This window comes from Neptunomonas qingdaonensis (assembly GCF_900113275.1).
Lineage (GTDB): Bacteria > Pseudomonadota > Gammaproteobacteria > Pseudomonadales > Balneatricaceae > Neptunomonas > Neptunomonas qingdaonensis.
Genome location: NZ_FOOU01000002.1, coordinates 207792 through 220092, shown reverse-complemented (window position 1 = coordinate 220092; position 12301 = coordinate 207792). Strand labels below are relative to the sequence as shown.

Here is a 12301-nt window from a genome sequence, read left to right as displayed (position 1 = left end):
CTTATGAAGTCATCAGATAATTTACCCTTTCGTTTTGATTCTGCAGAGCTGCAAAAGCCTCTGGGAAGCTGGTTGCTTCCCGAAGTTAATGGGCTGCATACCGTTGGTTTTCATACTAAAAAGGCTAAACCCAAAGCGGCCGAAATTACCGTTGTCGATGAAGAGATTTTTGCTGAAAAAGTGACATTGTCCGAGCTTGAGGAGATTCGTGAGCGTGCTTACGAGGAAGGTTTTAAAGCGGGAGAGGTCGCAGGTAATGAAGCGGGGCAGCTAGCGGGTGATCAGCGTGGTTATGCTGAGGGTCTTGAGCGAGGTAGGGTGGAAATTGATCAGCAGCTGGTGAAGCTTGAAGGCCTGCTGCAGGCACTGGATCAGCCGTTGCACGAGCAGCATGATCAGATCGCTGCGTTGGTGGTGGAGTTATCTACCCACATTGCTGAAGTAGTGACGAAACAGCAGGCGTGCGACTATAAAAGCATCATTCAGACCTCAGTAACTGAAGCTATCGCGCAGCTGCCCAAGCAATCGGGTGAGTTGCTCGTTACTGTTAATCCGCAGGATATGAGTGCATTAGCCTCGCTGGCAGAGAAGCACCAAGACCGATGGCGGTTGCTTGAGGATGCGGAGTTATCACCGGGAGGTTGTCGGGTATCTACCGATACGAGTGTGGTTGATTACTGCATGGAGTCCCGTTTTAGTGATGTTATAACACAATTGAAAAACAGACTGGCCGTACCGCATGGATTAAATGCTGAAGATGCTTCGTCTGCTGCTGATGAGCTTTTGGATAGTGAGAAGGGTGATGAGTCAGTTTGATTTGTCGCAGACTATTCGGGGGCTGATGAGTCCGGCATTGTCTGCGCCGGGACCGCGAATCGAAGGTCGAATTACCCGTTTAATTGGTTTGACAATTGAAGCGGTTGGTTTGCAGGTGGCGGTTGGCGATAATTGCTTAATCATATTGTCCTCCTCGCATGAAATTGAAGCTGAGGTTGTTGGCTTTTCCGGCGATAGAATCTATCTGATGCCTTTGCATGCGGTGGAAGGGCTTTCTGCAGGCGCAAAGGTTGTTCCTATGGGGGCGGGAAGAGGCGTGCCTGTCGGTTTCGGCTTGCTGGGGCGGGTGTTGAATGGTGTAGGCGAGCCGCTTGATGGAAAGGGTCCGCTAAACTGCCAGCAGACGGCCACACTGGCCGGTGAGATCATTAACCCTCTTGCTCGCTTTCCTATCGTTGATACACTCGACGTGGGTATTAAGTCGATCAACGCGCTTCTAACGGTCGGTAAGGGGCAGCGGTTAGGTTTATTTGCCGGTAGTGGTGTCGGTAAGTCTGTGCTGCTGGGTATGATGACACGAGCGACTGAGGCTGATATCACTATTGTAGGTTTAATTGGTGAGCGTGGCCGGGAAGTAAAAGAGTTTATAGATCACAATCTGGGGGCTGAAGGTTTAGCCCGTTCCGTTGTTGTAGCCTCGCCGGCTGATGATTCTCCATTGATGCGTTTACGAGCTTCGCAGCTGACAACCCGTATTGCCGAATATTTTCGGGCGCAGGGTAAAAGTGTTCTGCTGCTGATGGACTCGCTGACACGCTATGCGCAAGCACAAAGGGAGATAGCGTTGGCGATAGGTGAGCCGCCCGCGACAAAAGGGTATCCGCCATCGGTATTTGCTAAGCTACCCAAGCTGGTGGAGCGTGCCGGAAATGATGCGACAGGCAAGGGCTCTATTACCGCATTTTATACGGTATTAACCGAAGGTGATGATCAGCAGGATCCTATCGCTGATGCTGCCAGAGCAATACTGGATGGGCATATTGTATTGTCACGGCAACTGGCAGAGCAGGGGCACTACCCTGCGATTGATGTTGAAGCGTCTATCAGCAGGGCAATGCCGCAAATTGTTGATCAGAATCATTTGGCCACCGCGATGCGTTTTAAGCAGTTATACTCTAAATATCAGCAAAATGCGGATCTGATCTCTGTCGGTGCTTACGTCAGAGGGAGTGATCCGGGAACTGATTTTGCGATTGAGAGAATGCCAACGATGAATCAATTTCTGCAACAGGGTTTGACGGATGCTTTTGCTGTTGATGAGAGTCTTAAAATGCTGACAATGGCACTACAACCCAGCGAGCCGCCCAGATGAGCCAGAAGAAACGATCAAGCCGTTTAAAGGTTGTGTTGGATCTGGCCGAGAAGCGTAAAAAAGACGCCGAGCGTTTTCTTGCCGAGCATATTCAGAGAATTGAGTCGGATAAGCAGCAGTTACTACAGCTAGAGCAATATTTGTCAGAGTATCAGCAGTCCTATCGACAGGCGAGTGCGCAGGGCCTGTCTGTTGATAAATTACTTAACTACCAAGCATTTATGAATAAAATATCGGTTGCCATTGAGCAACATAAAAAATCAATGTTAATGAATCAGAAGCAGTTAGCGCTTGTGAAACAACATTGGGCGCAAATGCATGGTAAATATAAAGCGATAGACTCTCTGATCGTTAAGGCGCTCGATGCTGAGGCTAAAGTGGTCGACAAGGCGTTACAGAAACAGTTAGATGAGCGTTCGCAGCTAAATAAGATTAACTATATCTAGGCTTCTATAGCTAGGCTTCTATATATCTAAGTGCCTCGTTCGCATTATAAATTCATTGTTGTTTTATCGGCTCCTGTTTAGTTGGCCTTGATCTTGCTGTAGTTGTATTAATGTCAATATCAGTATTAGATTTGAATGGTGGAAAATGGAATGGCCTCTCAACTGACTCAGCTCAATATGCTTCTTCAGCCGTCCGGCGGACCTGTTGGCGGTACCGGTATAGGTACAGCTGCAGGTATAAAAGGTTCGCTCTTATCTGGCGGGGCTTTAGCTAACGGCTCACTACCTGCTGCAGTATCCTCCGAATTCAGTGCCTTGCTGAAAGAGATGGGCCTGGAGGAGCGTTTGGGAGAAAAGTTAGGGCAGAATTTAGGAGAGAGTTTGGGAAACAGTTCAGGCGAGAGCGGCTCGGTCTTGCCGGTCTCCGGTGAAGGCATTAATTTGCCTTTGGAAGGACAGGAGTTGCCATACCTGGCCGCTGTGTTGCCGTATTCACCTCCTCCGTTTGATATCATTGGCGCAGCTTCTGTTTCTGTTTCTTTGCCTGAAACTCTGAGCTCTTTAGTCGAGCCCGGATTGGCAAATAGTGTTAAGAGTGTAGCTGATACTGCTGCTAAGAGTGGTGCGTTAAGTAGTGCTTCGGGTGATGCTTTGGCAGCTCCTGTTTTAAGTCTGAAAGAGCAACCGGCTTCTCTGTTGGAGCCTGTCGTTAGCCAAGCTGGCAGAGCGGCAGCTCAAGACGCTCAGACAGCTCAGACAGCTCAGACAGCTCAGACAGCTCAGACAGCTCAGACAGCTCAGACAGCTCAGGCCGCTCAGGCCGCTCAGGCCGCTCAGACAGCTCAGACAGCTCAGCCAGCTCAGACAGCTCAGACAGCTCAGGCCGCTCAGACCGCTCAGACCGCTCAGACCGCTCAGACCGCTCAGACAGCTCAGACAGCTCAGGCCGCTCAGGCCGCTCAGGCCGCTCAGGCCGCTCAGACCGCTCAGACCGCTCAGACAGCTCAGGCCGCTCAGGCCGCTCAGACCGCTCAGACCGCTCAGACCGCGCAGGCCGCTCAGGCCGCTCAGACAGCGCAGACCTCTCAGACAGCGCAGACAGCCCAGACCGCTCAGGCCGCGCAGGCAGCTCAGACAGCACAGCAGGTGCCGTCGGCTGCGCAGGTTCAAAGTGAAAATGCTCAGGCTAAAAGTGCCGGCGTGGAGTCGATTATCAGTCGATCTGTTGAGGAGGCTCAACGTAAAGGTGATCGAATTAGCAAAGCTGAGTCCTCCATGACATCTGAAGGGCTAAAGGTACCTGAGGGATTGAAAATGAGTACGGGGCAGGAGCGGAGTGTTACCGCTGCGGCTGCTCCGATAGTGTTGCCTGTTGATGATGGCGTCAGTGAGAATCAACCGGTTTCATTACAAGTACCGTTAGCGCAGAAGAAAGAGTTACCGTTCGGTAATTCAGCGTTAGCCACTGGGGCCTCTGAGCCGCAAGAGGCGACTACGGCAAGGGATCGGTCTAATGACCTGCATTTGTTGGGATCGACACACCAGCCTACATTGGTTAAACCGGCTTCTGGTGTCCAGGTTCAGATGCCGGCCGGCATGACACCCGTGCATCCCGGATGGCAGCAGGCGATGTCGGAACGAGTAATGTGGGCGGCTAATCAGAATGTTCAATCGGCGACGATTCAACTGGATCCTCCGGAATTGGGGTCTTTGATGGTGAAGCTGCATATTTATCAGGATCAGGTGAGTGTGACCTTTACCTCGCCGCATGCGAATGTCAGGGATGCGGTTGAACAAAGTATGCCAAGATTGCGTGAAATGATGGCAGAGCAGGGGTTGGATCTTGGTGAGTCGTTAGTTAATGATCACTCGTCTGAGCAGGGCCGCAGGCAGCGAGAGATGTTTACCGATAATGGTTATGAGTCAGTGCCTGAGCAAAATGTAGAGATGCCAGAAAAAAGCAGTGTCGGATTATCTTTGGTAGATTATTATGCATAAGCGATAGTCATCCTATCTATATGTTATATTTAAAGTGTTCGTTTGGTTAACGTGTTAATGGCTAGTATAAGCAGGAGGTAGGATGGCAGAGGAGATAACAGCTGAAGGGGCGGTTGAAGGCGGTAAGTCGAAGAAGAAGCTCATTATATTTGCAGTGATCGGGGCCTTATTAGTCGCTGCATTAAGTGCGGGAGCTGCTTATTTTTTATTGGGACCTTCTTCTGACAATTCTGCGGCTGAAACGGAGCCGGTCCGTAAACAAGCGATTTACTCAAAAGTGCGTACATTAGGCGGGAAACCTTCATTTGTGGCAACGTTAAAGTCTGCCGATGGAAGACGCCATTACCTCAGAACTTTTGTAGAAGCTAAAAGCAGAGAGCAGGATGTGGTTGATGCGTTAACGCTGCATATGCCTTTAGTGGTTTCGCGTCTGAATGAACTATTTAGTTCTCAGTCTTTCGAAGACTTGCAATCTATTGAGGGTAAAGAGAAGTTGCGTCAGGAATCGACCCGATTGGTTCAGGAGTTTTTACAAGAAAAAATTGGTAAACCGGGCATCGAGAAAATTTTATTTACTGATTTTGTAATGCAGTAGAGTCGGGAGACTGAAGCTTAATGTCGGTTAAAGATCTTTTATCTCAAGAAGAAATTGACGCGTTGCTGCATGGTGTTGACGATGGAGATGTTGACACGGCGGAAGAGCCTGAAGAGTATGAGCGCGGTGAAGTTCGGCCTTACGACCTGGCAAGCCACGAGCGCATTGTTCGTGGCAGGATGCCAACGCTTGAGATGATCAATGAGCGCTTTGCGCGCTTCACTCGTACCAGTTTGTTTAATTTATTAAGAAAAACAATAGATGTCACCGTGGGTGGTGTGCAAGTCATGAAATATGGTGACTACATCCATACACTGTATGTCCCGACCAGTATGAATTTAGTGAAAGTTCCTCCGTTGAGAGGGACTGCTTTGTTTATTATGGATGCCAAGCTTGTGTTCAAGTTGGTGGATAATTTTTTTGGTGGCGATGGGCGTCATGCAAAAATTGAAGGGCGCGACTTTACCCCAACGGAAACACGCTTGGTGTATAAAACACTGGATCTGTTTTTTGCCGATTTGGTGGAAGCATGGAAGCCCGTCATGGAGTTGTCGTTTCAGCGGGTAGGTCATGAAATGAATCCAGCCATGGCAAATGCCGTCAGTCCATCAGAGGTCGTGGTTGTCAGCACTTTTCAGGTGGATCTTGAGGGAGGTACAGGTGAGTTTCATATCACCATGCCGTACTCAATGCTAGAGCCGATACGTGATCTGTTGATATCAGGTTTTCAGCGATCAGAAAATGAAAAAGATGATCGATGGGTGAAAGCCCTGAGAAGAGATATTGTGCTCGCTCCTCTGAATATCAGCTTGCGCGTTGCTGAGCGAGAGCTTACCCTGCGTCAGGTCTTGGCGCTTCAGCCGGGTGACATTATTCCTATTGAAATACCAGAAAACTTAACGCTGAGAGCCAACTCAGTGCCTGTCTTCAGTTGTAAAATGGGAACATCGCGTGGCAATCTTGCTGTTAAAATCGTAGACCAAGTCGCAAAGCATGAATAATGCATAAACTGCCAGAGTTATCTGTATGAGTAATGAAAAAGATAATACTGAGGTAGATGCCGATCAGCAGGCAATGGCTGATGAGTGGGCTTCTGCTTTAGAGGAACAAACGGGGCAAGCTGCCTCTGTTGATTTTGATGAGTTGAAAGACGATTCTGTACCGATATCTGATCCGAAATTGGATGTGATTCTTGATATTCCGGTGACTTTGTCGATGGAGGTAGGAAATACTGATATTTCCATCAGAAGCTTATTACAGCTAAGTCAGGGATCGGTTGTAGAGTTGGATAGGGTTGCCGGAGAACCACTGGATGTGATGGTTAATGGTACCCTGATTGCTCATGGCGAGGTTGTGGTCGTTAATGATCGCTATGGTATTCGGTTGACGGATGTTATTAGTCCTCAAGAGCGTATTAAGCATCTTCGCTAATGAAAAATTACTTATATGGCTATTACGTGTTTGCCGGGCTCGCGCTGTTTTCCAGTACGCTTATTGCAGCTGAAGAGTCGGCTGGAGAGTTGGCTGGAGAAACAGCCAGGGAGACGACCAGGGAAGCAGTTAAAGAGGCGGCTATAGAGCCAGCAGCGCCGATTAGTCAGGATGTTTTGACATCTCAGGCAATTATGCAGATGTTGCTTGGGCTGGCATTGGTTGTCGTCGTTATTTTATTACTCGCCTGGGCTTTACGTCGGGTATCCAATTTACATCAGTCTCATCAGAAGATGAAAATAGTCTCTTCCTTGTCCCTGGGAACTCGCGAACGGGCAGTGCTGATCGAGGTGGGAGATCGGCAATTGCTGCTAGGGGTGGCTGCCGGGCATGTTTCTTTATTAGAGTCTTTTCCTGAAAAAGTGATATCGACAGCGCCCAAAAGCGAATTTGCAAAGACGCTTAAAGACAGTATGAAAGAAAGTATTGTTGCAGGAGACTCTAAATGAGGGGTGTCTTGCTGATAATATTGTTTCTGTTTTCGGGTATTGCCATGGCGGCTGATGTCGGCATCCCGGCTTTTAACCTGACAACTAATGAGGCCGGCGCTCAAACCTACAGTGTGACGATCCAGATCCTTGCATTGATGACCATGCTGACATTCCTGCCAGCCATGATCATGATGATGACGTCGTTTACGCGAATAATTATAGTATTTGCTATATTGCGTCAGGCATTAGGCTTGCAGTCAACACCCTCCAATCAGATTATGGTTGGGCTGGCATTATTTCTGACATTTTTTATTATGACGCCCGTGCTTGAAGAGGTAAATCAGGTGGCGGTGCAGCCCTATCTGAATGAAGAACTTACTACCCTTGAGGCAGTTGAAGCTGCAGGTCTGCCTTTTCATCGTTTTATGATGCATCAAACCAGAGAAAATGATCTGAATTTATTTTTGCGTCTGGCGCAATCACCGCCTGTAGAGTCGTCCGAGGAGGTGCCTTTTACTGTGCTGGTGCCTGCTTTCGTCACCAGTGAGTTAAAAACAGCATTCCAGATAGGCTTTATGCTTTTTATTCCTTTTCTGGTGATTGATTTGGTGGTTGCCAGTGTGTTGATGGCGATGGGTATGATGATGCTTTCGCCGGTTATTATTTCATTGCCATTTAAAATAATGCTATTCGTTCTGGTGGATGGTTGGGCTATGATTATCGGTACACTGGCGGCCAGTTTCGGAATCTAGGAGTTCTGCATGACACCTCAACTATTACTGGATGTATTCGGCGAGGCAATATGGCTGATTATTACCCTGGTGTTGGTAATTGTTGTGCCAAGTTTGCTGGTAGGGCTATTGATAGCAATTTTTCAGGCAGCCACTCAGATAAATGAGCAAACATTAAGTTTTTTGCCGCGCTTAATGGTGATTTTGCTGATTATTCTGGCCATGGGGCCATGGATGATTACCAAACTCATGGATCAATTTAATAAAATTTTTGAAAGTATACCGATGATGATCGGGTAGCGTATGCTGGATATAAGTCTGCTGCAGATTGAGCATTGGGTATCCGCTTTTTTATTTCCTTTTTTTCGTATAGCGTCATTTTTAATGGCGATGCCAATGATTGGTACTCAGTTGGTGCCTGCCCGTATCCGTATGGGTTTGGCCATGGGTATCACTGCCGTTCTGGTTCCGGTACTGCCTGCTCCCCCTGTTGCTGATGGTTTAACCTTGCATACCTACGTTTTGATTGCGCAGCAGATTCTGATCGGTGCAGCGCTTGGGTTTGCGTTGCATATTATGTTTGAGATTTTTGCTGTGGGTGGGCAGTTAATTGCAAACCAGATGGGGTTGGGTTTTGCGTCTATGACGGATCCGGTTAACGGCGTCTCTGTTGTTGTGTTGGGGCAGTTCTATCTGATGTTGACAATGTTACTGTTTCTTGCAATGAATGGGCATTTAGTCATGTTAAATGTGATTACTCAGAGTTTTGATATTATTCCGGTGACAATGATTAACTTTGCGGCCATCAAGTTTATGGATATTGCGTTGGCCGGTACCTGGATGTTTAGTGGCGCGTTGTTGATGGCGTTGCCGGCAGTCACCTCGTTGCTGGTGATTAATCTGTCTTTTGGCATCATGACTAAGGCGGCGCCTCAGTTGAATATTTTTGCAATTGGCTTTCCTTTTACTATGGTGATGGGGTTGCTGATTACCTGGATCAGCCTGTCTGGCTTTTTGGGGCAATTTGAATTAATTGCTGATCATGCCTTAGGTGTGATCGCGCAATTGATCGAGGTATCTGATGGCTGAAGAAACGGGGCAGGAAAAAACAGAAGACCCCACACCCAAGCGCCTTCGCGAAGCTCGCGAGAAAGGCGATATCCCCCGCTCTAAAGAACTTAATGCTACGGCCTTGTTGTTGGCTGCTGCCGGAGCGATGCTGCTTTTTGGAACCAGTGCTGCGCAACGAACGGCGGCTATGATGGCTGCGAATTTTGAACTTAGCAGAGAAGAGTTGTTTGATAGTCGTTTAATGTTAATCCATTTTGGTGCTTCAGTTCAGGAGATGATCTGGGCGGTGCTGGGGTTTATGGTGATGGTGGCTCTGGCTGCGTTGATTGGGCCTATAGCGTTAGGTGGGCTTAACTTCAGTGCGGATTCAATACAGCCAAAGATGAGTCGCCTTAATCCATTAGCGGGCCTTAAGCGTATGTTTTCTGTGAAAGCATTGGTTGAGTTGGCTAAGGCGTTCGCGAAATTTGTCTTGGTTGCTGCATTTGCTATTACTGTGCTGACTATTCTCACACCAGAGCTTTTTGCATTAGGCGGGCAAGATGTACGGGTAGCGATAGCCCACGCTGTTGAATTGGTGGGTTGGTCCTTTCTGGTGATCAGCAGTAGCTTGATCCTTATCTCCTTGGTTGATATCCCTTTTCAGTTACATGATTATTCTGAAAAATTGAAAATGACGCTGCAGGAAGTTAAAGATGAAATGAAAAACACCGAGGGAAAGCCCGAAGTTAAGGGGCGGATTCGCCAGATGCAACGTGAGATAGCGCAACGCCAAATGATGACAGAAGTGCCGACTGCTGATGTCGTGATTACGAATCCAACGCACTATGCCATCGCTTTGAAATATGTTTCAGGTGATCGTGATGCGCCTATCGTTGTGGCTAAGGGGGCTGATTTTGTTGCCCTGAAAATTCGTGAAATAGCTAAGGAGCATGATGTTCCGGTTTTATCCACCCCGCCTCTTGCCAGAGCCTTGTATTACAGTACGGAGATAGATCAGGAAGTGCCTTCTGCGCTTTATAAGGCCGTCGCTCAAGTGTTGGCTTATGTTTTTCAGCTTAAACGTTTTAAGGCTAATCAATCGGAGAAACCGGTTCCTTTGCGTGATAAAGATATTAATATTCCTCAAGATTACCAGCACGAGTAAATCGCGGCTCGAAAATTGCATATATAAACGCTAAACGTGTTATTTATTTGGATATAAGTTGTTATTCCGCCAAATAAATGGCGTTATTTTTTTTGTGCTGTTTTTTTGACGCGAGATCGTATTGGATAAGGCTGTCTTTCTTAGTAATGCACGAGGTTTTAGCCAGGGTAACCTTGGCGTGCCGTTCCTGTTGCTGATTATTTTGGCGATGGTGACATTGCCCGTGCCTACCTTTCTGCTCGATATGCTATTTACCTTTAACATTGCTTTATCGATCGTCGTTCTTTTGGTCGGTATTTATGCTTTACGTCCGCTGGATTTTGCCGTTTTTCCTACTATTTTGCTGGTCGCAACGCTGATGCGTTTGGCGTTGAATGTTGCTTCAACACGCGTTGTTCTACTTCATGGGCATGAGGGCGGAGATGCAGCAGGGAAAGTCATTGAGGCATTTGGTTCCGTTGTTATTGGCGGTAACTATGTCGTTGGTATCATAGTATTCCTGATACTGGTGATTATTAATTTTGTAGTAGTTACCAAAGGCGCGGGGCGAATCTCTGAAGTGAGTGCCCGATTTACCCTGGATGCTATGCCCGGTAAGCAAATGGCAATTGATGCTGATCTTAATGCGGGTCTGATTAATCAGGATGAAGCTAAAGTCAGACGCCAGGATGTTACTCAGGAAGCCGATTTTTATGGTTCTATGGATGGTGCTTCAAAGTTTGTGCGAGGTGATGCTGTTGCCGGAATATTGATTTTGGTTATCAATATTCTGGGTGGGTTGATGATTGGAATGATTCAGCATGACCTGTCTTTTGAGGTGGCCGCTGAATACTATGCGTTGTTGACTATCGGCGATGGACTGGTTGCTCAGATCCCTTCCTTGCTGTTGTCTACAGCAGCCGCCATTATGGTGACACGTCAAAATAGTGCTCAGGATATGGGTAAGCAGATTATCAGCCAGCTGTTTGCCTCGCCTAAGGCACTGATTGTGGCCGCTGCTATTCTCGGGATTATGGGGAGCGTGCCGGGAATGCCGCATGTGGCTTTCTTGTCTCTTGCAGCTGTCGCGGGAGGGAGCGCCTGGTGGATGATTAAAACTAAAGCGCAAGCAGATGCGCTGGCGAGCGAAGAGGAAAAGCAGTCCAGGCCCGCAGCGGATTCAGAATCAGTTGCTGAACATAAAGAGTTAGACTGGGCAGACGTTATGCCGGTTGACATGATAGGGCTGGAAGTCGGCTACCGATTGATTCCGATGGTTGATAAATTGCAGGGCGGTCAGTTACTCAACAGAATAAAAGGCGTGAGGAAAAAACTTTCTCAGGACTTGGGCTTTTTGGTGCCGTCTGTTCATATAAGGGATAATCTTGATTTAATGCCGGGAGCTTACCGGATTACTTTAATGGGTGTTATTGTAGGTGAAGCTGAAATATATCCTGATCGGGATCTGGCAATTAACCCCGGACAAGTTTTTGGTACGTTAAAGGGTGTTGATGTGAAGGACCCTGCTTTTGGTCTGGATGCAACCTGGATCGAGTTAGGGCTGCGCGAGCAGGCCCAGACGCTGGGTTATACGGTGGTGGATGCCAGTACAGTGGTCGCGACGCATTTAAATCAGATATTGCAGAGTCATGCGCATGAATTGCTGGGTCATGAGGAGGTGCAGCAGTTATTAGATATGCTGGCTAAAAGCTCGCCTAAACTGGTTGAGGATCTGGTTCCGGCTAAGCTATCGATCAGTAGCCTGTTAAAAGTATTGCAAAACCTGCTGATGGAGCAGGTGCCACTGAAAGACTTCAGAAGTATTGCTGAGGCTTTATCTGAAGCGGTAGCCAGAACACAAGATCCTGTAGCGTTAACAGCAGCGGTTCGCGTGGCAATATCGCGATTGATAGTCCAGACTATCAACGGCTCTGATATGGAGATTCCTGTGATTACTATGGATCCGCAACTAGAGCAGTTGCTGCTAAATTCAGTGCAGCAGAGTCAGCAAGCAGGAGAAAGTGGCATGGTGCTTGAGCCGGGTATGGCTGAGCGTTTGCAAAGTTCATTGGTTGATGCAGCGCAAAAGCAGGAGATGATGGGGCAGCCTTCTATTTTATTAGTCGCTGCGCCTGTCCGGCCACTTATGTCGAAATTTGTTCGTTATAGCGAACAGTTGATACATGTGCTCTCTTATCAGGAAATACCTGAAAATAAAAAAATTACCATCGTGGCAACAGTAGGCGGCCAGAATGCATAAGTT

13 protein-coding genes are annotated in these 12301 nt (G+C 47.8%); all 13 read left to right on the top strand.

Annotated elements, in window-relative coordinates; translation table 11 throughout:
- Positions 1–3: 3 nt before the first annotated feature.
- Positions 4–816 carry a FliH/SctL family protein gene (locus BM099_RS03950; protein ID WP_090724732.1) on the top strand — a complete coding sequence of 271 codons (813 nt, stop codon included), beginning with the start codon at positions 4–6 and terminating at the stop codon, positions 814–816.
- 25 nt (positions 817–841) lie between these two features.
- Positions 842–2149, top strand: a complete 1308-nt coding sequence (fliI, locus tag BM099_RS03945) for a flagellar protein export ATPase FliI (protein ID WP_232348893.1) — start codon at positions 842–844, stop codon at positions 2147–2149.
- Positions 2146–2595, top strand: coding sequence for a flagellar export protein FliJ (gene fliJ / locus BM099_RS03940; RefSeq protein ID WP_090724726.1), 450 nt, complete (start codon positions 2146–2148; stop codon positions 2593–2595). Before fliI ends, fliJ begins: the two co-directional genes overlap by 4 nt.
- A 150-nt stretch (positions 2596–2745) precedes the next feature.
- On the top strand, positions 2746–4593 hold the full coding sequence (locus BM099_RS20255) for a flagellar hook-length control protein FliK (protein WP_143083726.1): 1848 nt from the start codon (positions 2746–2748) through the stop codon (positions 4591–4593).
- A gap of 82 nt (positions 4594–4675) precedes the next feature.
- On the top strand, positions 4676–5188 hold the full coding sequence (locus BM099_RS03920) for a flagellar basal body-associated FliL family protein (protein ID WP_090724719.1): 513 nt from the start codon (positions 4676–4678) through the stop codon (positions 5186–5188).
- 20 nt (positions 5189–5208) lie between these two features.
- A complete protein-coding gene (fliM, locus tag BM099_RS03915; protein ID WP_090724718.1) occupies positions 5209–6189 on the top strand; it encodes a flagellar motor switch protein FliM in 981 nt (326 codons plus the stop codon).
- Between the two features lie 25 nt (positions 6190–6214).
- Entirely contained in the window at positions 6215–6619 is a 405-nt protein-coding gene (gene fliN, locus BM099_RS03910) for a flagellar motor switch protein FliN (RefSeq protein ID WP_090724716.1), read from the top strand.
- Positions 6619–7128 (top strand): flagellar biosynthetic protein FliO, encoded by a 510-nt coding sequence (gene fliO / locus BM099_RS03905; RefSeq protein WP_090724713.1) that lies wholly within the window; start codon positions 6619–6621, stop codon positions 7126–7128. The genes fliN and fliO overlap by 1 nt, the downstream gene beginning before the upstream one ends.
- Complete coding sequence (fliP, locus tag BM099_RS03900) at positions 7125–7862, top strand: flagellar type III secretion system pore protein FliP (RefSeq protein ID WP_090724711.1); 738 nt, start codon at positions 7125–7127, stop codon at positions 7860–7862. The genes fliO and fliP overlap by 4 nt, the downstream gene beginning before the upstream one ends.
- 9 nt (positions 7863–7871) lie before the next feature.
- Complete coding sequence (fliQ, locus tag BM099_RS03895) at positions 7872–8141, top strand: flagellar biosynthesis protein FliQ (protein ID WP_090724709.1); 270 nt, start codon at positions 7872–7874, stop codon at positions 8139–8141.
- A gap of 3 nt (positions 8142–8144) precedes the next feature.
- Positions 8145–8930: a flagellar biosynthetic protein FliR gene (gene fliR / locus BM099_RS03890; RefSeq protein ID WP_090724707.1), complete on the top strand. Its 786-nt coding sequence runs from the start codon at positions 8145–8147 to the stop codon at positions 8928–8930.
- A complete protein-coding gene (gene flhB / locus BM099_RS03885; RefSeq protein ID WP_090724704.1) occupies positions 8923–10059 on the top strand; it encodes a flagellar biosynthesis protein FlhB in 1137 nt (378 codons plus the stop codon). The genes fliR and flhB overlap by 8 nt, the downstream gene beginning before the upstream one ends.
- A 121-nt stretch (positions 10060–10180) precedes the next feature.
- Positions 10181–12298, top strand: a complete 2118-nt coding sequence (gene flhA / locus BM099_RS03880) for a flagellar biosynthesis protein FlhA (protein ID WP_090724702.1) — start codon at positions 10181–10183, stop codon at positions 12296–12298.
- The last annotated feature ends 3 nt before the right edge of the window (positions 12299–12301 follow it).